The sequence below is a fragment of the Anaerocolumna sp. genome (assembly GCF_032079385.1).
In the GTDB taxonomy this organism is placed as follows: domain Bacteria; phylum Bacillota; class Clostridia; order Lachnospirales; family Lachnospiraceae; genus Anaerocolumna.
In genome coordinates this window covers 26,551-48,904 of record NZ_DAMAUC010000021.1, presented here as the reverse complement: position 1 = coordinate 48,904, position 22,354 = coordinate 26,551, and the positions used below count along the sequence as shown (strand labels likewise).

General features: G+C 37.7%; 20 protein-coding genes and 1 other annotated feature. Of the genes, 16 read left to right on the top strand and 4 right to left on the bottom strand.

Annotated features, from left to right (window positions below):
• Positions 1 to 124 precede the first annotated feature (124 nt).
• The 10 genes from RT261_RS15625 (at position 125) to trpA (ending at position 9,721) form a co-directional block, all read left to right on the top strand.
• Positions 125 to 334 (top strand): helix-turn-helix transcriptional regulator, encoded by a 210-nt coding sequence (locus tag RT261_RS15625; RefSeq protein ID WP_442871780.1) that lies wholly within the window; start codon positions 125 to 127, stop codon positions 332 to 334.
• Between the two features lies 1 nt (position 335).
• On the top strand, positions 336 to 650 hold the full coding sequence (locus RT261_RS15620) for a DUF2178 domain-containing protein (RefSeq protein WP_313133851.1): 315 nt from the start codon (positions 336 to 338) through the stop codon (positions 648 to 650).
• A 287-nt stretch (positions 651 to 937) separates the two neighbouring features.
• Complete coding sequence (locus RT261_RS15615; protein ID WP_313133850.1) at positions 938 to 2,245, top strand: glycoside hydrolase family 3 N-terminal domain-containing protein; 1,308 nt, start codon at positions 938 to 940, stop codon at positions 2,243 to 2,245.
• Positions 2,246 to 2,430: 185 nt separating this feature from the next.
• Positions 2,431 to 2,751, top strand: a binding site (T-box leader).
• A gap of 161 nt (positions 2,752 to 2,912) precedes the next feature.
• Positions 2,913 to 4,373, top strand: a complete 1,461-nt coding sequence (gene trpE / locus RT261_RS15610; RefSeq protein WP_313133848.1) for an anthranilate synthase component I — start codon at positions 2,913 to 2,915, stop codon at positions 4,371 to 4,373.
• Positions 4,370 to 4,951, top strand: coding sequence for an anthranilate synthase component II (locus RT261_RS15605; protein ID WP_313133846.1), 582 nt, complete (start codon positions 4,370 to 4,372; stop codon positions 4,949 to 4,951). The genes trpE and RT261_RS15605 overlap by 4 nt, the downstream gene beginning before the upstream one ends.
• Complete coding sequence (trpD, locus tag RT261_RS15600; protein ID WP_313133845.1) at positions 4,948 to 5,967, top strand: anthranilate phosphoribosyltransferase; 1,020 nt, start codon at positions 4,948 to 4,950, stop codon at positions 5,965 to 5,967. The genes RT261_RS15605 and trpD overlap by 4 nt, the downstream gene beginning before the upstream one ends.
• 103 nt (positions 5,968 to 6,070) lie before the next feature.
• Complete coding sequence (trpC, locus tag RT261_RS15595; RefSeq protein ID WP_313133844.1) at positions 6,071 to 6,916, top strand: indole-3-glycerol phosphate synthase TrpC; 846 nt, start codon at positions 6,071 to 6,073, stop codon at positions 6,914 to 6,916.
• Positions 6,917 to 6,997: 81 nt separating this feature from the next.
• Positions 6,998 to 7,609: a phosphoribosylanthranilate isomerase gene (locus tag RT261_RS15590; protein ID WP_313133843.1), complete on the top strand. Its 612-nt coding sequence runs from the start codon at positions 6,998 to 7,000 to the stop codon at positions 7,607 to 7,609.
• Positions 7,610 to 7,767: 158 nt separating this feature from the next.
• On the top strand, positions 7,768 to 8,952 hold the full coding sequence (gene trpB, locus RT261_RS15585; protein WP_313133842.1) for a tryptophan synthase subunit beta: 1,185 nt from the start codon (positions 7,768 to 7,770) through the stop codon (positions 8,950 to 8,952).
• Positions 8,945 to 9,721, top strand: coding sequence for a tryptophan synthase subunit alpha (gene trpA, locus RT261_RS15580; RefSeq protein WP_313133841.1), 777 nt, complete (start codon positions 8,945 to 8,947; stop codon positions 9,719 to 9,721). The genes trpB and trpA overlap by 8 nt, the downstream gene beginning before the upstream one ends.
• 118 nt (positions 9,722 to 9,839) lie before the next feature.
• On the opposite strand, the gene RT261_RS15575 is transcribed toward trpA, so the two are convergent.
• Positions 9,840 to 14,003, bottom strand: a complete 4,164-nt coding sequence (locus RT261_RS15575) for an SdrD B-like domain-containing protein (protein ID WP_313133840.1) — start codon at positions 14,001 to 14,003, stop codon at positions 9,840 to 9,842.
• Between the two features lie 444 nt (positions 14,004 to 14,447).
• Here RT261_RS15575 and RT261_RS15570 point away from each other — a divergent pair, with 444 nt between their 5' ends.
• From RT261_RS15570 to RT261_RS15560, 3 genes are read left to right on the top strand one after another with little or no spacing between them, the layout of a single operon-like run.
• The gene (locus RT261_RS15570) at positions 14,448 to 15,719 is read left to right on the top strand and encodes a double-cubane-cluster-containing anaerobic reductase (protein WP_313133839.1); all 1,272 of its coding nucleotides are present in this window, start codon (positions 14,448 to 14,450) and stop codon (positions 15,717 to 15,719) included.
• 4 nt (positions 15,720 to 15,723) lie between these two features.
• Positions 15,724 to 15,981 (top strand): DUF3343 domain-containing protein, encoded by a 258-nt coding sequence (locus tag RT261_RS15565; protein ID WP_313133838.1) that lies wholly within the window; start codon positions 15,724 to 15,726, stop codon positions 15,979 to 15,981.
• A gap of 28 nt (positions 15,982 to 16,009) precedes the next feature.
• The gene (locus tag RT261_RS15560; RefSeq protein WP_313133837.1) at positions 16,010 to 16,786 is read left to right on the top strand and encodes an acyl-CoA dehydratase activase; all 777 of its coding nucleotides are present in this window, start codon (positions 16,010 to 16,012) and stop codon (positions 16,784 to 16,786) included.
• A gap of 26 nt (positions 16,787 to 16,812) precedes the next feature.
• Here the strand turns inward: RT261_RS15560 and RT261_RS15555 are convergent, their stop codons facing one another.
• A complete protein-coding gene (locus RT261_RS15555; protein ID WP_442871781.1) occupies positions 16,813 to 18,147 on the bottom strand; it encodes an MATE family efflux transporter in 1,335 nt (444 codons plus the stop codon).
• A 329-nt stretch (positions 18,148 to 18,476) separates the two neighbouring features.
• Complete coding sequence (locus RT261_RS15550) at positions 18,477 to 18,908, bottom strand: helix-turn-helix transcriptional regulator (protein WP_313133835.1); 432 nt, start codon at positions 18,906 to 18,908, stop codon at positions 18,477 to 18,479.
• A gap of 376 nt (positions 18,909 to 19,284) precedes the next feature.
• On the opposite strand from RT261_RS15550, the gene RT261_RS15545 reads away from it, so the two are divergent.
• A complete protein-coding gene (locus tag RT261_RS15545; protein ID WP_313133834.1) occupies positions 19,285 to 19,527 on the top strand; it encodes a hypothetical protein in 243 nt (80 codons plus the stop codon).
• Between the two features lie 69 nt (positions 19,528 to 19,596).
• Here RT261_RS15545 and RT261_RS15540 read toward each other — a convergent pair whose 3' ends face one another.
• Positions 19,597 to 21,009, bottom strand: coding sequence for an MATE family efflux transporter (locus RT261_RS15540; protein WP_313133833.1), 1,413 nt, complete (start codon positions 21,007 to 21,009; stop codon positions 19,597 to 19,599).
• Between the two features lie 203 nt (positions 21,010 to 21,212).
• Here RT261_RS15540 and RT261_RS15535 point away from each other — a divergent pair, with 203 nt between their 5' ends.
• On the top strand, positions 21,213 to 21,671 hold the full coding sequence (locus RT261_RS15535; RefSeq protein WP_313133832.1) for an Lrp/AsnC family transcriptional regulator: 459 nt from the start codon (positions 21,213 to 21,215) through the stop codon (positions 21,669 to 21,671).
• A gap of 54 nt (positions 21,672 to 21,725) precedes the next feature.
• Positions 21,726 to 22,340, top strand: a complete 615-nt coding sequence (locus RT261_RS15530; RefSeq protein WP_313133831.1) for an NUDIX hydrolase — start codon at positions 21,726 to 21,728, stop codon at positions 22,338 to 22,340.
• Positions 22,341 to 22,354 lie beyond the last annotated feature (14 nt).

Here is a 22,354-nt window from a genome sequence, read left to right as displayed (position 1 = left end):
GATGTAATGAAAGAAATATAACTACTAAAGTTTGTCGTAAATCATTGTGATTACTTGTTGACAAAATGTAATGAACTGATTACAATACAAATGTAACTACTACATTACATTTTGGAAAGGAGCAATGATCTTGATATGGAATAGAATTAAAGTCTTGCGTGCTGAAAGAGACTGGACACAGGCTGATTTAGCAATGAAAGTTGGAATTTCACGACAAGCGGTTATATCAATAGAAAAATACAAATATACTCCATCACTAGAATTGGCATTTAAGATTGCGGAAACCTTTGGAGTTTCGATTGATAAAGTTTTTGAACATAGAGAGGACGAATAATATGAACGAACAAACTATTATCTTGATTTTTCTTATTTTAGGATTGGGAGCAACCCTTTGTCTTTATGTTTTGAAAGCCATGAAACAGGTAAAATATAAAGGTGATGAGCGTTGGAGACTGATACAATTAAAAGCAAATAACATTGCGAATATTACTAATTTCATTTTGATTATATTGTTGGTTATTATACCGCTTATTGCGGATGATCAAACCACATTTACACTTCAACGAGTAATTATTTTTGGTTTAATTTATATCGGGATTCGGAATTTGATTGAATTAATCGGAATTATATATTTTGACAGGCAATTATAAAATGTCAGTTTGCAGGGCGGTATTTTTATTTTAAATAATAATAAAGAGTTAAAGTGATAGTAAGAAAGAAGTGGTGATAAAAAAGAGAAAGTTGAAAGAAAATAACTTATAGAAAGAATGCCACAACGTGATTCTTTCAACTTGATTTTTTGTGGCGGTATCACATCTATAAAGCAGAGTGTCGTTTTAAGCAGTAATATATCTGCAAGCAGAATATTAGATTTACAGAAGAATATTATTTGTAAGCAGCATTTATCAATACCAGGTGTGAGTGGATAGGTAGAAATATGAAAAAAATTTATTTAACAGTCGTTTTGTTTACAGCTTTATGTATGCTTTCAGCATGTAATATTATTTCAAATCAACCTCAGGAACCTGACAGTTCAGTACAGCCAAGTAGTCCTGCTGAACCAGAACCAACTCAGCCAGAACCAACGGAACCAGAACCAACCCAGCCGGAATCAACGGAACCAGCGCAATCCGATCCAATTCCGTCGAATTCAGATGAGGAACTTCAATCGAAGGCGGAGCAATTGTTAAAAAATATGACATTGAAAGAAAAAATAGGACAACTACTGGTAATAAGACCGGAGGCTCTTAGTACGGAGTTAACCTTTGCGCAAATCAATGATACACGGGAATACGGAGCTACGGAATTCAATACCAAAATGGCTGAAACTTTGGATAAGTATCCTGTTGGCGGAGTTGCCCTTTTCGGAAAAAATATTCAGACCCCGTCTCAATTGAAAGATTTTATTAATGAGATGCAGCAAAATAGTGAAATCCCCCTGTTTGTGGGAATTGATGAAGAAGGTGGCAGTGTTTCAAGGGTTGCAAAGACCCCGGGATTTGACGTCCAAAAGTTTGAAAGTATGGAGGCAGTAGGGAAAACCAAAGATCCTGGAAAAGCGCGGGAAGTTGGTTCCGTGATTGGTTCTTATTTGAAAGAATATGGATTTAATTTGGATTTTGCTCCGGTTGCCGATGTGAACACAAACCCTGATAATATTGTAATAGGTAACAGGTCTTTTGGAAATGATCCGAATTTAGTTGCAGAGATGATTACTGCTGAAATTGAAGGCCTGCATAAGGCTGGTATAATGAGCAGTATAAAACATTTTCCCGGTCATGGTGATACAAAAGATGATACACATAGTGGTTTTGTATCAATCGAAAAGAACTGGGAGGAGCTTAAGGAATGTGAATTGATACCATTTAAAGCAGGTATTGATGCACAGACTGACATGATCATGATTTCCCATATTACAGCAGAAAATGTTACAGATGACGAGCTTCCCTCCTCTCTTTCTTATGAAATGATAGAAGGAAGATTACGTAAAGAGCTTAATTACGACGGAGTTGTTATTACGGATTCCATGTCTATGGGAGCTATTGAAAATCAATATTCCTCAGGTGAGGCCGCTGTTTTGGCAATTTCAGCAGGAGCAGACATTGTACTTATGCCGGGGGATTTTATAAAGGCTTTTGAAAGTATATATGATGCAGTAAACAATGGAACATTAAGTGAGGAACGAATTGATCAAAGTGTTTTGCGTATTTTAACTTTAAAGGAAAAATATGAAATTCTTAAGTAAATATATTTTTCTTAGTGATGGATACAGAATAAACAAGGTGTATAACAGCAAATTCGGAATGAAAAAATAGTAACTCAGTGTAAATACGCTATTGCAAAAGAAATTAAAAAGGATAAAAAATAAAAATTCTAAAAGAATAAAAAAATGATTGACAAAAATATTTTTTTGGAATATAGTGGTAGAAAGTAAAACCGTTGAGCAAGAGAAGTAAGAAAAATTGGGTGTATCCAGAGAATCGCTGATTGGTGAGAAAGCGGTAGCATAGATTTTTCTGAATGGACTTGTGAGGGCAGCCCGAAAAGATAGTTCTCAGATTCCTATTATAAGAATTCTGCTTACAGAACTAGGAAACAGGATACTTGGTAAATAAGAATCCTGTATAAGTAGGCGCTGACGGGAACCCTGTCCGTTATCAGTAGGGTGCATATGATGGTATGCAAAAGGAGTGGGCGTATAATACGCCAATTTGGGTGGTACCGCAGAAGTAATAAGCTTTTGTCCCTGTGTAGAACAGGGGCAGGAGCTTTTTTATTGCATAAATGACTAAAACATATGCAATAAAGGCGAAAAAGTGCCTAATGGAGTAATACAAAATATTGTCCCGCTCAATCAAATAAAAAGAAAGGAGTTTTTCATCCCATCTATAGATGAAAAAATGGTGAGAACTATGATAAAACCAAATTGTAATGAAATTGAAGCATTTGCAAAAGAGTACAGTGTTATTCCAATCTGTAAAGAAATTTACGCAGATATTATCACTCCAATTACACTACTTCGAAAAATCTCTCAGATCAGTAAGAAATATTATCTTCTTGAGAGTATTGAAGGCGGTGAGAAATGGGGAAGATACTCATTCCTTGGATTTAATCCTACCGTACATGTTACATGTAAAAACAATGAGATTACCATCCTGGATGGAGAAAAGAGAACTCTTTATTATGATAACCCTTTTGATGCGGTCAGAGACTTATTAAAAGAATATAAAGCACCCCAATTAGAAGGAATGCCTCCGTTTACAGGTGGATTTGTAGGGTACTTCGCCTATGAGATGATTGGATATTCAGAAAAAAGATTAAGGTTAAAAAGCAATGACTGTTATGATTTTGATCTTATGCTATTTGATAAAGTAATTGCTTATGATCACCTGAAACAAAAAATTAATATTGTGGTCAATATGCGGACGGATAAAGTTATGGAGAATTACGGAAAGGCAATTGGAGAGATTGAAGCGATTGTGCGGCTGATTCATGATCTGACCCCGCTTCCTAAGTCAGCTGCCAAAAGCAGTCCTCATTTTACCTGTAATGTAACCCGGGAAGAATATTGTACCATGGTGGAAAAGACCAAAGAGTACATAAGAAAGGGAGATATATTTCAAGGGGTAATCTCAAGGAGATTTGAAACAGAGTATAAAGACAGCCTGTTCAACGCCTATCGGGTGCTTAGAACCATCAATCCCTCTCCTTATATGGTATTTCTCCAAAGAGATGAAACTCAGATTATCAGCACCTCACCGGAGACTTTGGTAAAGCTAAAAGACGGCAATCTTTTTACATTTCCCATTGCAGGTTCCAGACCAAGGGGAGAAACTTCAAAGGAAGATAGGGAATTAGAGCAGGAGCTTTTACAAGACGAAAAAGAACTTTCAGAACACAATATGCTTGTTGACCTTGCAAGAAATGACATAGGAAAAGTTGCTAAAATCTCAAGCGTACAGGTGGCCGATTATAAAAAGATACAAAAATATTCAAAAATTATGCACATTACATCAGTGGTAGGAGGAAAAATACAGGACGGAAAAGATCCATGTGATGTTATTGAAGCAATTCTGCCGGCAGGCACTTTATCCGGGGCACCCAAGATAAGAGCATGTGAAATTATAGGAGAACTTGAAAAAGAACCCAGGGGAATCTATGGAGGTGCAATTGGCTATATTGATTTCTCTGGCAATATGGATACCTGCATTGCCATACGCATGGCGGTAAAAAAAGACAACAGGGTCTATGTACAGGCAGGAGCAGGAATTGTGGCGGACAGCATACCGGAGAAAGAATATGAAGAAAGCGAGAATAAGGCAAAAGCAATTATGGAAGCAATACTGAAGGCAAGGGAGGTGGATGAGATATGATATTAATCATAGATAATTACGATAGTTTTACTTATAACTTAGTACAGCTTGCAGGAAAGTTTCAAGATGATATCACAGTAATCCGCAATGATGAGATGACTGTTAAAGAGGTTAAGAATCAAAAACCAACTCATATTATCATATCTCCCGGTCCCGGGTATCCCAAAGAGGCGGGTATCTGTAAAGAGGTAATCTATGAGATGAGAGAGGCTGTTCCGATTCTGGGAGTATGCCTTGGGCATCAGGCTGTTTGTGAGACTTTCGGCGGGAATATATGTACAGCAAAAGTATTGATGCACGGAAAACAAAGTACCATTCATATTGCTAACGGCAGCCGCATATTCCATGGTTTACCTCCAATGATAGAGGCAGCAAGGTATCATTCTCTTATTGCAAAGAGAGATACTTTACCCGATGAACTACTGGTAATCGGAGAGGATGAAGAAGGAGAAGTTATGGCGGTAAAGCATAGGGATTATGAAATCTATGGTCTGCAATTTCATCCGGAATCCATCTTAACACCACAGGGAGAAATAATCATGAAAAATTTCTTAGAGATGGGAGGTGGGGCAGGATGATACAGGAAGCAATCTGTCAGTTGGTGAAGGGAGAAGATCTTGCGCTGAATGAGGCTGAAGCTGTTATGGATGAAATTATGAGGGGAGAAGCAACGAATTCACAGATATCTGCTTTTGTTACTGCAATGAGAATGAAAGGAGAAACCATTCCTGAGATTACGGCTTGTGCTCTTAGTATGAGAAAGCATGGAACGAAACTAAGCACAGATCAGGATGTACTTGAGATTGTAGGCACCGGAGGGGACGAAACATTTACATTTAATATCTCAACGGTATCCTCCTTTGTAGTATCTGCTGCCGGGATAACGATTGCAAAACATGGAAACCGGAGTGTCTCCAGTAAATGCGGAAGTGCAGATGTGTTAGAAGCATTGGGGGTTAACATCGACATTCCTGTTGAGAAGAGCCAACAGATATTAAAAGAGATTGGACTGTGTTTTTTGTTTGCACCCAGATATCATTCCTCTATGAAACATGCCGCACCGGTAAGAAAAGAACTGGGGATCAGAACTATATTCAATATTCTTGGTCCACTTGCCAGTCCTGCAAATGCCAGTCTGCAGCTATTAGGAGTATATGATGAAAATCTGGTGGAACCCCTTGCCCAGGTATTAGCTAATCTTGGTGTAAAGAAAGCAATGGTAGTGCATGGGCATGACGGAATGGATGAGATTACATTGACTTCATCTTCCACCGTATGTGAAGTAAATCAAGGAAGGCTGAATAGTTTCTTTTTAGATCCCCGCCGGCTGGGATTTGAATATTGCAGGGCCGAAGAGCTTGTGGGAGGTGATCCCTTGGAAAATGCACGAATTGCAAGAGGAATCTTAAATGGTGAGAAAGGGCCGAAGAGGGATATTGTATTGCTGAATTCAGCGGTATGTCTGTATCTGAATTACAATTATATGACTCTTAGGGAATGTGTCAAGATGGCGGCAGAAATCATTGACAGCCAAAAGGCGCTAAAGCAGCTGGAGCAGTTTGTGAAATTATCCAATGAGGTTATGAGCATGTAGCATAAATAGATTGCAAATATCCGCTTTGACTATAGTTTAAAAAGTGCCGAGCAGCAGGCTATCCTAAAAAAGAAGACTGAATCAGAGAAAGGGCGGTGCCAATATGATTCTTGATATGCTTGCAGAATCAAGCAGGAAACGGGTTAATGGATTAAAGATGAAGATATCCTTGGATGAACTGAAAGTCTGCATTTATGATGGGAATCAGGTCAAAAAGTTTCATCATAGAGAAGATTTTGCATTGGAACGTGCTTTTAAAGAGAACAGGGCAGTTCTTAAAGGAAAAAATGATCTGGGAGAACAAGGATTTTCATTAATTTGTGAAGTGAAAAAAGCCTCTCCTTCCAAAGGTGAGATTGCAAAGGACTTCCTATATATGAAAATAGCAAAAGAATACGAAGAAGGAGGGGCAGCAGCCATTTCTGTTCTGACAGAGCCGGAATATTTTAAAGGAAGCAATCAGTATTTAACCGAGATTAGTGGCTCAGTATCAATTCCGGTATTGCGAAAAGATTTTACTGTAGATGAATATCAAATCTATGAGGCAAAATACATTGGGGCAGATGCAGTGCTGTTAATCTGTGCTTTACTGGATAAAGATACTTTAAAGGAATATATAAGCATCTGTGATGAACTTGGTCTTTCTGCCCTGGTGGAGGTACATAGGGAAGAAGAAATTACCATGGCATTAGAAGCCGGAGCAAGAATTATAGGAGTGAACAATCGGAACCTGCAGACTTTTCAGGTGGATTTCAATCACAGCATAAAACTAAGGAAACTAATTCCGCCTGAAATTATTTTTATTGCCGAGAGTGGAATTAAAAATACGGAAGATATTGCAGCTTTAAAAGCCGCCGGAGCAGACGGAGCCTTAATTGGTGAAACATTAATGAGAAGCAGAGATAAGAAAGGGATGCTTGCTTATCTACAAGGCAAAACTCCGTCTTAAGGAAAACATACCCTATTACTGCTAAGGAGAGAGCAGAAAATAAGGGTAATTTATAGAAAGCAGCAGCCTGGAGGAAGAGAGATGACTAAGATTAAAATATGCGGTCTTACAAGGTTAGATGAGATCAAAGTAGTCAATGAAGTTTTTCCGGACTATGTTGGCTTCGTTTTTGCAAACAGCAGAAGAAGGGTAAGCTTTGATAGGGCGGTAGAATTAAAGGGAAACTTGAATCCTTTGATTAAGGCAGTAGGGGTTTTCGTAAATGAAGAACCGGAGAACATGATACGTTTATGTAAAGAGCAGGTGATTGATGTTATTCAGCTTCATGGAGACGAGAAAGAAAATGATATCTTAAAACTAAGACAATATCTGGAGAATGACATTATAAAGGCAGTCAGAGTCAAAGAAACGGAAGATATTATCAAAGTGGCAGGGTTACCATGCGATTATGTTTTATTAGATACTTACCTGGAAGGACAATATGGAGGAAGTGGAACTGCTTTTAGCTGGGATCTCATTCCCCAGGTAAGCAAGCCGTTTTTCCTTGCAGGAGGAATCCATTCCGGCAACATATTACAGGCTGTGAAACAATGCAATCCTTATTGTATTGATGTAAGCAGCGGGGTGGAGACGAATCATTTAAAAGATCCCTATAAGATAAGAAAGGTGATAGAAAAAATAAGAGGAATATAGGAAAGAAGCTATTGCCAGATTACTTTATTGTAATTAGGAGTGGAATCGCGTATCAATGAGAATTTGCTTGGAAGAAGTTTATTAAACGATTTAATCAGAAGAATAAGAAAAATTTTCTAAAGGAAGAAATGGAATAATCATAAAGGAGAGTGAAAGTTATGGCAGATGGAAGATTTGGAATACATGGAGGACAATATATTCCGGAGACACTGATGAATGCAGTAATTGAATTAGAGGATGCGTACAATTACTATAGAAAAGATGCAGAATTTTGCAGGGAATTAGCAGAGCTTTACAAAAACTATGCAGGGCGCCCTTCATTATTATACTATGCGGAAAAAATGACACAAGATCTTGGTGGAGCTAAGATTTATCTAAAGAGAGAAGATTTAAATCATACCGGTTCCCATAAAATCAACAATGTATTAGGTCAGATGCTTCTTGCAAAAAAAATGGGTAAAACAAGGGTAATTGCAGAGACCGGTGCCGGCCAGCATGGAGTTGCAACTGCTACAGCAGCGGCACTTATGGGAATGGAATGTGAGATATTTATGGGGAAAGAAGATACGGATCGACAGGCACTGAATGTATTTCGAATGGAACTCCTTGGTGCAAAGGTTCACACGGTAACCAGCGGTACGCAGACTCTAAAAGATGCTGTGAATGAAACTTTGAAAGAATGGACTGCCCGTGTGGAGGATACCCACTATGTACTTGGTTCCGTTATGGGGCCTCATCCCTTTCCGACCATTGTCCGTGACTTCCAAAGTATAATAGGCAAAGAAGTAAAAAAGCAGATTATGGAGTTAGAAGGAAAGCTTCCAGATGTGCTGCTTGCCTGTGTAGGGGGCGGAAGCAATGCCATGGGATTGTTTTATGAATTTATACAGGACCGGGAAGTCGCACTAATTGGCTGTGAGGCAGCAGGACATGGTGTGAACACTGATAAAAATGCAGCTACTATCACCAATGGAAGCCTGGGAATCTTCCACGGCATGAAATCTTATTTCTGTCAGGATGAATATGGGCAGATTGCCCCTGTTTACTCTGTTTCAGCAGGACTTGACTATCCGGGAATCGGGCCGGAACATGCATATCTTCATGATACAGGAAGAGCATCTTATGTTGCGGTTACAGACCAGGAAGCCATAGAAGCTTTTGAATACTTATCAAAAATGGAAGGAATTATCCCTGCAATTGAAAGTTCCCACGCAGTAGCTTATGCCAAAAAGATTGCTCCTGACATGGGAAATGATAAAATTATGGTAATTAATCTATCAGGCAGAGGAGACAAAGATGTAGCGGCCATAGCACGTTTTAAGGGGGTAGAGATTCATGAATAGAATTGAAAAAGTATTTGCCAAAGGAAAAGCCTTCATACCTTTTATAACAGCCGGTGACCCATCCCTGGACACTACAGGAAAGCTGATTATAGAAATGGCGAAAGCAGGTGCAGATCTGATTGAGATAGGGATTCCTTTTTCGGATCCTGTGGCAGAAGGAATTGTAATACAGCAGGCAGATGAAAGAGCTCTTGCAGGAGGCACCACTACAGATAAAATTTTTAAAATGGTGGAAGAAATAAGAAAACAATGTGACATTCCCCTGGCCTTTATGACCTATATTAATCCAATTTTTGCTTATGGCAGGGAAAAGTTCTTAAAAAATTGTCAAAGTTGCGGCATTGAGGCCATTATTGTTCCTGATCTTCCTTTTGAGGAAAAGGGGGAATTAAAACCTTATTGTGATAAATATGGGGTCGAACTAATCTCCTTTATTGCACCTACTTCTCAGGAACGCATCCGGAGGATTGCCAGAGAAGCCAGAGGTTTTGTGTATTGTGTTTCCTCAATGGGAGTTACCGGTGTAAGAAATGAACTTACTGATAATGCCCGTGAAATGATAAGACTGGTAAAAGCAGAACAGAATATTCCATGTACCATAGGATTTGGCATAGCCACACCGGAACAGGCAGAAGAGCTGGCTTTGTACGGAGATGGTATTATTGTAGGAAGTGCAATTGTTAAAATGGCAGGAGAATATGGAAACGACTGTGTAAAACCTATCTGTGAATATGTGAAAAGGATGAAAGAAGCAATTTGTTCTCATTAGAATAGTTATCTGTCGAACAAAGGGGCTGTGCACTATTTATCTAGTGCACAGCCCCATGTTGACAATTTATTTATAAATATGATAGTAATTCTTTAATACTCGTTTTGTTATATATATCTTACCAATCTTCTGGTTGCGATTTTGTGATTGTAAAAGCTGATGATGTTTTACAATGATTATAATCCTTTTTTTTACAATGGAACCATTTCTTCTTACATTTACAAACCCTTACATCTACTGTTGATGTGTTGTTGCATAAATCAGGATCCGGTGTAGTGGAAGAAATTTTCGCAGTATTAGATATAGTGCCCTTAGCAGATGAGGATACTGTTCCTCTAATTAAAATAGCTTTTGAAGTTCTGCTTGGCAAGGTACCTATGGTATAACTACCGGTCCAGGGATTCCAGATTGCTCCCCCGTCTGTAGAGAATTCTGCGCCTGTAATACTGGATGGAATAACATCTGTTAAAACAACATTTTGTGCATCGGATGGACCTGCATTGGATGCTACAATTGAATAAATTACGGTCTGCCCTTGCATTACCGGACTAGGAATTACCGATTTTGTAACTGAAACATCAGCAGATTCCGTCGGTTTCACTTTTGTAACTACGGTAGAGGTATTGTTGTTTTGGTTAGGATCCGGTGTAGTGGAAGTAACAGTTGCAGTATTTGTTATGCTGCCTTTACATGATGACGCTACGGTTCCTCTGATTAAAATAGTTCTGGAAGATCCGGCTGGTAAGGTACCTATCGTATAACTACCGGTCCAAGGATTCCAGGTTATGCCTCCGTCTGTAGAGAATTCTGCTCCTGTAATACCGGATGGAACAGCATCTGTTAGGACAACGTTTTCTGCATCGGATGGACCTGCATTTGATACGATAATTCTATAAGTTAATACCTGACCCTGTCCTACCGGATTAGGACTAGCCGATTTTACAACTGAAACATCAGCTGATTCAGCTGCTTCTACTGTAGTAATTGCTGTAAATGTGTTGTTACATAGATCAGGATCCGGTGTAGTGGAAGTTACCTCAGCAGTATTAAATATTTGTCCTCCTGCAAAAGATGCTGCCGTTCCTCTGATTAAAATAGTTCTGGAATCCCCATTTGGTAATGTGCCAATATCAAGAGCTCCATTCCAGGTATTCCAGGTTAAGCCACCATCTGTTGAGTATTCGGGGTTAAGGATCTCCGGTGGAATATTGTCTGTCAAAACAACATTTTGTGCATCGGATGGACCTGCATTGGATACGGTGATTGTATACGTTAAGGTCTGGCCTGGCTCTACCGGATTTGGAATTGCTGATTTTGTAACCGAAATATCAGCTGATTCAGTGGGTACCACATCCGTAACAGTTGTAGAGGTGTTGTTGTTTGGATTCGGATCCGGTGTTGAGGAAGTAACATTTGCAGTATTTGTTATAGTTCCTGTAGTATTTTGATTTACAGTTCCTCTAATGAAAATAGTTCTGGAATCTCCACTTGGTAATGTGCCAATATCAAAAGTTCCATTCCAGGTATTCCAGGTTACCCCACCGTCTGTAGAGAACTCTGCTCCTGAAAGTTCAGGTGGAACGTCATCTGTAATAACAACATTTTGTGCATCGGCTGGACCTGCATTTGACACTTGAAGTTGATAGAACAGCATATCTCCCGGTGCCACTGGATTTGGAGTTGAGGTTTTTATAATGGAAACATCTGCTTGTGCATTCACTTCTGTAGTTATTGTGGAACTATTATTGTCCGGATTTGGATCCGGTGTAGTGGAAGTAACATTTGCAGTATTGGTTATCGGACCTGTAACAGATGAATTAACAGTTCCTCTAATTAAAATAGTTGTGGTAGCTCCACTTGGTAATGTGCCAATTGCATAATTTCCGGTCCAAGGATTCCAGGTTACACCTCCGTCTGTAGAGAACTCTGCTCCTATAATTTCAGGTGGTATAGCATCCATTAAAAGAACATTTTGTGCGTCAGATGGCCCTGCATTTGTAATCTGAATCGGATAAACAATCATTTGCCCCGGTGCCACTGGATTTGGAATTGAGTCTTTTATTATGGAAACATCTGCTGATGGACTAACGTTTGTAATTACTGTGGATGTGTTGTTGTCTGGATTCGGATCCGGTGTAGTGGAAGTAACATCTGCAGTATTGGTTATCGGTCCTGTAGCGGATGGATTCACAGTTCCTCTAATTAATACAGTTGTGGAGGCTCCACTTGGTAATGTGCCGATAATATATTCTCCAATCCAAGGAATCCATGTTGTTCCGCCGTCCACAGAGTATTCTGCTCCTAAAAGTTCAGGTGGAACAGCATCTGTTAAAACAACATTTTGTGCATCTGATGGCCCAGCGTTTGATACTTTGACCTCATAAACCAGCATTTGTCCTGGTGATACAGGATTTGGGCTTGAAGTTTTTACAACAGAGACGTCTGCCAGTGCACTAACATCTGTAATTGCTGTAGATGTGTTATTGTCCGGATTCGGATCCGGTGTAGTGGAAGTTATATTTGCGGTATTAATTAAAGCCCCTTCTGCGGATGGATTCACAACTCCTCTGATTAAGATGGTTCTTAATTCACCACTTGCCAGTGTTCCTAAATTTAAACTGCCGGTCCAAGGGTTCCAGGTTATACCACCATCTGTAGAGTATTCCACACCTAAAAGTTCAGGGGGAACAGTATCTGTTAAAACAACATCTTGTGCTTCCGATGGTCCAAAATTAATAGCATCAATGGTGTAAACCAACATTTCTCCCGGATTTACAGGGTTTGGTACAGCTGTTTTCATTATGGCAACATCTGCTGAAGACACCACAACCAGTGGAACGGTATTGGAGTTCACGGTGAAATTATTTGCAATTCCTCCTTCAACAGGAGTATAGGAATAATCTATCGTTGCCGTATTCAGAGCAGGATTAGGAACCGGAATGGTATCAACTTTAGCGTCAAAGGTTATTGTAGTTGTGGAACCTCCCGGAATGTCAGGTACAGTAAATCCGGCATTAGGGTCTGCCCCTGAATCCGTTGCACCATTAACCGTTACGGTTCCAGGTACAAAGGATAAACCATTTGGTACAAAGTCCTGGAAAAATACATTTGTCAGCGGGCTGGTGCAGGTATTGCTTAGTGTTACTTTATAGGTTACTACCTGACCAACATTAGCAACAGGTGTACTAACCGTTTTAACAGGTGTAAATTCAGGCACCTGGATCTCTCTTAAGGATATATCATCGATGGCATAATCATTTCCAATAACAGCAGGTCCTTCACTTAAAAATTCTACTGTAAGATTTGTGTTGTTTTGTGAGTTGATTACAGTTCCTATTTCTTTCCATTCCGGAGCGTTTGTATTAACCGGAATTTGATTACCTAATGTAGCACTGTATATTACATTACCATTTTGATCTAATATTCGTACACCAAGTTCAGGATTGGGATAACCAGTTACTTTAAATAGATTTAGAATCCACGAACTAAACAAGTAGTTTGTATTTGGTTGTACCGTAACGATATCTCTGAAGAAAACAGCACCTGGATTAAAACCGTTTACAACCATCATTCTTCCTGTTTCGTTGCCTGTGGTGTGATCTGCAATACGCCACCAGGCTCCTATTGTATTGCTATATGCATCATTCATTATATTTTGCACCGTATATTCACCATCAGTAGGAGTATAGGTACTTGGATCGGGTAACACATAGGTAAAGTCGGGTGTTACACCTGGATAAGGCTCAACCGGAGCACCGGTATTGGCAGGGGTGCCGGGAGGGAAGGAACCGAAAGTTCCATTATCGGCAACATTAATAAGATTCGTATCGGAAACGGACGCACATTGATCTAGTATACTTTCTATGGGAGTATATATAACTGGGCCATCTAAAAAGTCCTGATCCGTTATATTTTCTCCGGATACAGTTACAAAAAGGGTGTCCGGAGTAAGAGAATCTAAGTTAGTAGCCCCTGTGGGCGGATTTGTGGCAAAACTTATGGGTGGATCTTCCCCTGTAGGAACTGGTCCAACTGTCGCATTGTTAAAATCTCCCGGTGTGGAAACACCGCCGGTTGTTCCGTAGGATTCTACAATTCTATAATTACCATTTGGGACATTTATAAAGGAATAATTACCATTGGCATCGGTAAGAACAACAAGTCTGGCGTTTGTTGCAGTATTTTGCAATACTACCGGTACATTAGCCAGTCCAGTGTCTCCGCCATTAATTGTAGCACTTCTGTCTCGGTCGAATACAACCCGACCTGATATTGTAGCCATAACATCACTTCTTTCATGAAAATATTGTCATATAATTGGTTATTTTATGATTCACAATATAATATGCTGTATAAAAATTTTGGTTCACTTAGTCAGTCATATTGGGCAGATAAATGTAAATACACAGCCTATTATGTCATAGTCTGTCTATGGGATTTTTAAAATATTGCATGATAAGACGCTGTTCTTAATAATTCCTTGTAAAAACACAGTATTATTGAAAAGATTAGGCTTTGATAAAAAGGGATTCATTCTGTTCATAGATGAAAGCTATAAATAGTGATTCAATATTGATACTATTTATTAGACTATAAAAATAAATGCGGGTAAGATAAAGGTATATGGACGGAATATTAGATTTACATATAGAGTTTTACTGTAGGATTAATAGATAATAGCTGCTATTAATGCGGTTTTTATAATAATAAAATGGAGGTATTTTCAATGGGAGATTATTTACAGATGTGGAAGGACTTAGGAATGGATGTTGAAACACATGATCAATTATGTCAGGTGCTGCCACAGGCTTTTGGAGATGTGTATTTATCACAGGATAACCGTCCGGAGGCTATGGACTATTTTAATTTTGTAGTTTCTGAGATTCATGGAGTACGTCCTGCGGAACTGATTGAACATCAGAAAAAAGGTGGAAAAGTTTTGGGTACATTTTGCCTTTATGTACCGGAGGAAGTTGTATTTGCAGCAGGAGCCATTGCCACAGGTTTATGCGGTGGTTCTCAGTTTTGGGTACCCGGCGGCGAAAAGGTTTTGCCGGTTAATACATGTCCATTAATAAAAGCTTCCGTGGGAGCAAGATTAGACCGTACATGTCCATTCTTCCGTATTGCGGATATGTTTGTTGGGGAAACTACCTGTGACGGTAAAAAGAAGGCATATGAGATTTTAGGTGAAGATGTACCTCTCCATGTTATGGATTTACCACAGATGAAACGCCGTAAAGATATTCTGGCCTGGGCAGAAGAAATAAAAGAGTTTGTAAAGGTGGTTGAGGAGTTTACCGGCAATTCTATTACAGTGGAGTCTCTTCAAGAAAGCATTCAGCTGATTAATGAAAAGAGAAAGGCTTTGGCAAGATTATATGAATTGCGTAAAAATGAGAATGTTCCAATCAGCGGAAAGGACGTTCTACTGGTTTCTCAAATCGCTTTTTATGATGATCCGGCACGTTTCACTCAGATGACCAATAAATTATGTGATGAATTAGAAGAGCGTGTAAAAGAAGGCATCAGCGTATTCCCGAAAGGAACTAAGAGAATCCTTTTAACCGGCACACCGTTAGCTATTCCAAACTGGAAGATTCATCATATTATTGAAACTTCTGGCGCAGCTGTTGTTGGTGAAGAAATGTGTACTGGAATTCGTTATTTTGAGAATCCGGTGGATGATTCTGCTAAAACCATCGACGGACAGGTTGAAGCTCTGGCTGAGCGCTATATGAAGATTAATTGTGCCTGTTTTACACCAAATGATGCTCGTATTGACGATATCCTCCGTCTTGCAAAAGAGTATCATGCAGATGGTGTTATCGATCTTAATCTTAAGTTCTGTAATCTCTACGATACGGAAGGATACAAAGTTGAACGTGCATTAAAAGAAGCAGGAATCCCGGTTCTTGGCATTGAAACAGACTATACTGACAGCGATACACAGCAACTAAGTACAAGAATCGGTGCATTTATCGAAATGTTGGGTTAATAAAATGGAATTAAAGCATTACATATTATTTCATAATCATACCAGTGGTATGGCTTTGTATCAGGGATTAAAAGAAGAGAATATTAAGACGGTTATTTCACCGGCACCCCGCAGCGTTAGTACTTGCTGCGGGATGTCATTAATTTTTTTAAAAGAAGACGAAGAAAGAATCCGAAACTATATTGCACTACATCATATAGAAGTACTTGATATAGTCCATATTGAGCAGAACTTTGATATAAACAGACATAGGTTTTGCTGAGCAGACGCAGCATGCAAAGGGAGATAGTATGTATTATATTGGAATAGATATAGGATCCACTGCATCAAAAATTGCAGTTTTACAGAATGACTTCACCAACTTTTCCATACCAACGGGTTGGAATAGCAAAGAAACTGCAAAAGTCATTCAAAAAAAATTAATGGAAGATGGAATTGATGTTTTTAGTAATAATGTATCTGTGGTAGCTACCGGTTATGGGAGAATTTCTGTTTCCTATGCAAATGCAATTGTTACAGAAATATCCTGTCATGGAAAAGGCGGTATATACCTTTTTGGGCAGGACTGTAGTGTAATAGATGTGGGAGGGCAGGACACCAAGGTAATTACCATGGAACAGGGAGTAGTATCAGATTTTCTTATGAATGATAAATGTTCTGCAGGTACAGGTAAGTTTTTGGAGATAATGGCAAACCGCCTGGGAATTACCATTGATGAGTTATTTGATATGGCACAAAAAGGCAAGGTGATACCAATTAGTTCTTTATGTACCGTATTTGCAGAGTCTGAGATTATAAATTATATGGGAGAAGGACGGGATAAAGAAGATATTGCTGCTGGCGTAGTAGATTCCGTTGCAAATAAAGTTGCCTCTTTGTGTCAGAGACATAGGCTTTCTAAGAATGTAATAATCACAGGGGGTATAAGTCATTGTATATATTTTGCTAAACTTTTATCTCAGAAATTAAAGAAAGATGTGATTCCAATGGATCAAGGCCGTTATGCAGGTGCTATTGGTGCGGCTTTAATAGCACGAGAGAAGTTTTCAAACCCTTCCTTAATGTGAAAGATAAAGGAAGGGCTTGGGCAATTCTATTGAGTCCTTAATAATGATCGGACTTTAATAATACCTATTATATCCGCAAGTCCCCAGCCAATGGGGATTGCCCACCATATACCTGCAATTCCTATTGAAGATACAGGGGAAAGGGCATAAGCTAATATTACTCTGGTTCCAAGGCTGACAATAGTAAGTACTATAGAAATTCCGCTTTTTCCTATTCCCCGGAATAAACCATAGAACATAAACAAGTAGCCAATTAAGCAATAAAAGCTTGCTACAATGAAAAGATATTGTCTTCCAATATGTAAGATTTCTGTTTCCTTTGCATCAATAAAAATATGCAGGAGAGGTTTGGCAAATGCTAATACCAGAACGGAGATTATGACACAATAAATGGTAATAATTTTAACTGCCGAGCGTATTCCCCTGCGAATACGCTCATTCTTTTCTGCCCCTTTGTTTTGTGCAATGAAAGTGGAAAATGCATTACCAAAATCCTGTACAGGCATATATGCAAAATTATCGATCTTAACTGCTGCTGCAAATGCAGCCATTACCGAAACTCCAAAGCTATTTACTAATCCCTGTATCATTAAAATACCAAAATTCATAATGGACTGTTGAATACTGGAGAGTACCGAGTAATTTGCAATCTTTTTTATCATATTTTTATCTAAATATATATGTTTTCTATTCAGACGTATCTGAGGAACCTTTGCGAAGGAATAAACAGCTATGCCCACACCAGAAAAACATTGAGCAATAATAGTTGCATAAGCAGCACCTTTAACCCCCATATCAAGTGGTACTACAAATATAATGTCCAGTACAATATTAATTACAGTTGAAATAATAAGAAATATAAGAGGCATTATAGAATTACCCATACTTCGAACCACTGCTGCAAAATAATTATAAATAGAAGTAAATGTAATACCATAAAAGATAATCTGTATATAAGCTTTGGTATCAACTAAAACTTCTGCAGGTATATGTATAAAAGAGAGAATCTCATCAATAAATATCAATGCACATATGTTAATAATCAATGAGATTATTCCTATAAAACAAAAAGAAGTAAACAAACTATTTTTTAGGTTGTCTGTTTCTTTAGCACCATAAAAAAAGGAAAACACAGCACCGCTTCCCATACAAAGACCAAGTATAATAGACGTTAAAAACACCATAACTGTAAAAGAACTCCCTACCGCAGCAAGTGCACTGGGTCCGATAAATCTTCCCACAATAATCGAATCTGCTACGTTATATAATTGTTGGAACAGGTTTCCGATAATCATCGGTATGGCGAAACTAAGCATTGCTTTGGTTTCATTTCCATATATTAAATCATTGGTTGTTTTCATAATTAACCCCGTTGTATCCCACATCTGCAAGCAGATATCATATTCTGTTTCCAGATGTGATACAGCCACATAAAAATCAAGTTGAAAGAGTCATTTTGTGGCATCCTCTCCATATCCTTATTTTCTTTCAACCTTATTTCTTATCTTTTCAAAACTTATGAATTGGATTATTTAAAGTATGTATATTCATAAGTTTCATAATGCAATGGTAAACTTTACTTATGTAACTTCATCTAGGGTACCATTATACTTACCTTTTGTCAATATAAACATAACAACAGCCCCATGTAAACAGATTGATTACATGGGGCTGTAGGAGTTCAGAACATTTATTTCTTTTTCACTTTAATTTTAATAAAATCAAGAATATCTTCCTGATCCTTTGTTTTTAATTTATCAAAATAATAAAGCAATTCTTTTTCTTTTACACTAAGAAGCTTTAATTTCTTTTCATTTTCAGGGGCGTTTATATATTCTAAAAAGTCAGACACCTCATTTACTACAGAAGCATGGTCAGTGGACATCTGATAGGAAAAAGGGTGGTCACCGGTCATTATTAATTCAAATAAACTTTGATATGGTATGCCATAAAAGGCTGCAATATTATAAAGGGTATCCGTACTTGGTGTATTTCTGCCCGTCTCATAATGAGAATATGCCTGACGTCCGATATTCAAATAAGAAGCAACATATTCCTGAGTATAATTATTTGCTTTTCTCAATTCTTTTAATCTCTTGGCTAAAAGTTCATTTTTCATCATTTCACCACCTATTCATAGTAAAGTATAGATAAAAAATGTCTGCCTGTGGATATTTGTAATAGCATTTATAGTAGAAATGTGCTATTATATAATAGCAAACAAGTAAAGGGGGTGTTAAAAGTTGAACCATAAATCAGAACTTGAAAATAAAGGGAAAGAACATAGTGATCATCCGTAATTTGCCGACTTAAAATATTAATATATGGAAAGTGAAGAAGTAATATGCAAAAATTATCTGAACGAAAGCCGATATTATATGTATGCAGTCCGCTTACCTCTCTGTGATATTAAAAAATTATCATCGGGGGAACTTAGTAATAAGATGCTATGGCTCTAAGTATTTTATTTACTTTGTGCCCTAAGTAAAGCGAAAGGAATGGATAACAAAGTGAATGAGCGAAAGATAATTGCACAAATGGAACACAAATGGAGAACTTTTCGAATCTTGCGGAAGATACTGCACTGGATGATAAGATATAGGGTAAAGTATACATCACCTGGTGTTTGTTATATCAGTAAAATTATAAGTAACTATTATGTGGATCTGATAGAACTTCAACAAAAATATGAAAGATGTACCGGTAGTTCAATACGATATTATAAAAAATATGAGATATAAACAAAGGAGAAATAAAATAAAACTATAAGCCTGTTAAAAGCAACAGGCTTATAGTAAAATAGCTTTTCCTTATCGAAGAGAAGGATTTAAGATAGCTTTTTTATCAGTTTTCACGGTTTCTCTTGCCGATATTTCCCTGGCCTTTAAATGTTTTGAAAAGACAAGTAAAAATACGGTGCTTGTAATGCAGGCGCAAATTATATCGGACAAAGGTTCCGCATAGAATGCATGTTTTGCTGTAAATAATGTAGGAAGCAAAACAGTAAAAGCAACATAAGAAGATTTTCTGAAAATGGATAGAGCCAAAGCTGTTTTGGTACGTCCCAGGGCAGTTAATCCATCTACAAATACATACTGCAGGCTTAATGGAATAATTCCAAGGGTAAAAGTTTTAATTCCCCAAATAGATAAATTTATATGAGCTTGTCCTCTTGTAAATATCTTAACAAAGTATAATGGGAAGATACGTGACACAAGGAACATACAGCTTGTAAATACAAGGCTTAGAAGCAAAATAAGACGTTCCGCCTGTTTCACCCTTGCAGAATTTGCTGCACCATAGTTATAACTAATAATAGTTTGTGTTCCGCCGGTAATCCCAATCAATGGACCTGTGATAAGCATCATATAGCTTTGAACAATGGTAGCGCAGGAAATAAGCAGATCCCCTTGGGAAGGACCGCCATATTTTTGCAGTACTGCATTCAATATAATAATAATCAGGCTATCTGTTGAAAGAATAATAAAAGGACATAAACCGATGAATAAAATTTTCTTCATAACAGAGATGGAATAATTTCCAAAAGTAATGCGAATAGGAACTCTTTTACCGAATAGGAAGGATACAGCAAAAGCACAGGAAAGCATTTGCGCTATAACAGTTGCCCAGGCAGCTCCTGCAATACCGGTATGAAATATAAAGATAAATACAAAGTCCAATATAATATTGGTAACTGCTCCAATTAATACAGTAGACATGCTAATTAGGGAAAATCCCTGGCAAGTAATAAAATAGTTCAACCCAATACTTAGTAAAGCAAAGAAAGTTCCAAGTGTGTAAATGGTCATATAGGTGTTGGCATAGGTAAATGTAACTTCACTGGCACCAAATTTTATTAACAGATAATCTTTTATTAATAAGAAAAAAACGGTTAACGCAAGAGAAAATAGGACAAGCAGTAAGAAACTGTTGGATAGTATTTGTTCTGCCTCCTTCTTTTTCTTTTCACCTAAACGCATAGCCATTAAAATGGAACCGCCCAGACCAACTAAAGTACCAAAAGAGGAAAGGAGAGTGACAATGGGACCGCATACCCCTGCTCCAGCCAAAGCTACATCACCAATTTCCGGAATATTTCCTATGTACATGCGGTCAATAATACTGTAAAGAACGTTTACCAGTTGTGCAATCATAGAAGGAATTGCCAGTCTTATTACTAAAGAACGAATAGAATCATGTCTTAAATCATTAACTTTTTTCATAGTTATTTAAGTCCTCTGAATGTATAATGTTTGTATTTTTAGCTTAACTATATAGTATAATAAATTTTATGAATACAACATCATTCAGGGTACCATTGCACTTTATTTTTGTCAATATAAACAGGACAAAAAATCAGTATTCTTGTCTTTTTTTATTATAGGTGATATGATTAAAAAAATAATATATTTATGGGGGATGATTTATGTACCTAAAAGGATTGGATGAAATTGATAGAACGATTATTACGTTACTAACAAAAAATGCCCGAATGAGTTACGTAGATATTGGTGAAGCAGTAGGACTTTCTCGAGTTGCTGTTAAATCACGGATTTGTTCATTAGAGAATAGGGGTATCATTGAAGAATATACAACCATTATCAATCCCCAAAAAATCAGCAGTACAGTATCCTCTTATTATGAGATTGAAATAGAGCCCAGCAGCTATAAAAAGGTAGTTGATATTCTGAATTCCAATGATACAGTAACCCAAATTTATCAGGTATCCGGTAAAAACAAGCTTCATGTTCATGCGGTGACTGAGGATAGTAAAGGAATGGAAGCATTTCTAAATGATATAATGTATAAATTGCCGGGGATTTTATCTCTGGACTGTAATATTATTATTTCAAGAATTAAAGATATTAAAGGCTTAAGATTATAAAGAGCAATAAGCTTATAAAGAGTAATAAGATTATAAAGGGCAATAGGAGAAAGAATGAAGAATAAATATGAATTTTCGATTCGGCAACCGGAACTTATTGGTGAAGAACAGTTCAGAAAATATGCAGTACTGGCACCCCTTATAAAGACTCCGGAAGGAATTTTTATGTTATTCGAGAAGAGATCGGATAAATTGCGCCATCAACCCGGTGAAATATGTTTCCCGGGTGGTAAACTGGAGCTGGATGAATCCTTACAGGAATGCGCTGTACGTGAAACAGTGGAAGAATTACTTATTCAAAAGGAGCAGATTGAGATAATAGGCCCGGGCGATATTTTTGTATCTCCTTTTAACTTAATGGTGTATCCTTTTTTAGGAGTTATTAAAGAGTATAATAATACCTTTAGTACAGATGAAGTGGAGGAAATCATTAAGATACCTTTGGAGTTTTTCCGTAATCAACAACCGGCTCATTTTGAAAGCAGACTAATTAACAAGCTGTCTGAAGATTTTCCTTATGAATGGATTCCTGAAGGTGAAAAATATCCATGGGCACAAGGAAGTTATGATATATTATTTTACCGGTATGAAAAGCATGTAATATGGGGAATGACAGCACGCATGGTTGAATCCATTGTTAAACTGATTGATCAATATAGCTTATATTAATAGGCTAACGTACT

Excerpts from the sequence above, each read along its gene's own strand:
- RT261_RS15615 (WP_313133850.1), top strand. The coding sequence starts at position 938 with ATGAAAAAAATTTATTTAACAGTCGTTTTGTTTACAGCTTTATGTATG.
- RT261_RS15625 (WP_442871780.1), top strand. The coding sequence starts at position 125 with ATGATCTTGATATGGAATAGAATTAAAGTCTTGCGTGCTGAAAGAGAC.
- trpE (WP_313133848.1), top strand. The coding sequence starts at position 2,913 with ATGATAAAACCAAATTGTAATGAAATTGAAGCATTTGCAAAAGAGTAC.
- RT261_RS15575 (WP_313133840.1), bottom strand. The coding sequence starts at position 14,003 with ATGGCTACAATATCAGGTCGGGTTGTATTCGACCGAGACAGAAGTGCT.
- trpC (WP_313133844.1), top strand. The coding sequence starts at position 6,071 with ATGATTCTTGATATGCTTGCAGAATCAAGCAGGAAACGGGTTAATGGA.
- RT261_RS15530 (WP_313133831.1), top strand. The coding sequence starts at position 21,726 with ATGAAGAATAAATATGAATTTTCGATTCGGCAACCGGAACTTATTGGT.
- RT261_RS15590 (WP_313133843.1), top strand. The coding sequence starts at position 6,998 with ATGACTAAGATTAAAATATGCGGTCTTACAAGGTTAGATGAGATCAAA.
- RT261_RS15620 (WP_313133851.1), top strand. The coding sequence starts at position 336 with ATGAACGAACAAACTATTATCTTGATTTTTCTTATTTTAGGATTGGGA.
- RT261_RS15570 (WP_313133839.1), top strand. The coding sequence starts at position 14,448 with ATGGGAGATTATTTACAGATGTGGAAGGACTTAGGAATGGATGTTGAA.
- trpD (WP_313133845.1), top strand. The coding sequence starts at position 4,948 with ATGATACAGGAAGCAATCTGTCAGTTGGTGAAGGGAGAAGATCTTGCG.
- trpA (WP_313133841.1), top strand. The coding sequence starts at position 8,945 with ATGAATAGAATTGAAAAAGTATTTGCCAAAGGAAAAGCCTTCATACCT.
- RT261_RS15565 (WP_313133838.1), top strand. The coding sequence starts at position 15,724 with ATGGAATTAAAGCATTACATATTATTTCATAATCATACCAGTGGTATG.
- RT261_RS15550 (WP_313133835.1), bottom strand. The coding sequence starts at position 18,908 with ATGATGAAAAATGAACTTTTAGCCAAGAGATTAAAAGAATTGAGAAAA.
- RT261_RS15605 (WP_313133846.1), top strand. The coding sequence starts at position 4,370 with ATGATATTAATCATAGATAATTACGATAGTTTTACTTATAACTTAGTA.
- RT261_RS15560 (WP_313133837.1), top strand. The coding sequence starts at position 16,010 with ATGTATTATATTGGAATAGATATAGGATCCACTGCATCAAAAATTGCA.
- RT261_RS15545 (WP_313133834.1), top strand. The coding sequence starts at position 19,285 with ATGGATAACAAAGTGAATGAGCGAAAGATAATTGCACAAATGGAACAC.
- trpB (WP_313133842.1), top strand. The coding sequence starts at position 7,768 with ATGGCAGATGGAAGATTTGGAATACATGGAGGACAATATATTCCGGAG.
- RT261_RS15540 (WP_313133833.1), bottom strand. The coding sequence starts at position 21,009 with ATGAAAAAAGTTAATGATTTAAGACATGATTCTATTCGTTCTTTAGTA.
- RT261_RS15535 (WP_313133832.1), top strand. The coding sequence starts at position 21,213 with ATGTACCTAAAAGGATTGGATGAAATTGATAGAACGATTATTACGTTA.
- RT261_RS15555 (WP_442871781.1), bottom strand. The coding sequence starts at position 18,147 with ATGAAAACAACCAATGATTTAATATATGGAAATGAAACCAAAGCAATG.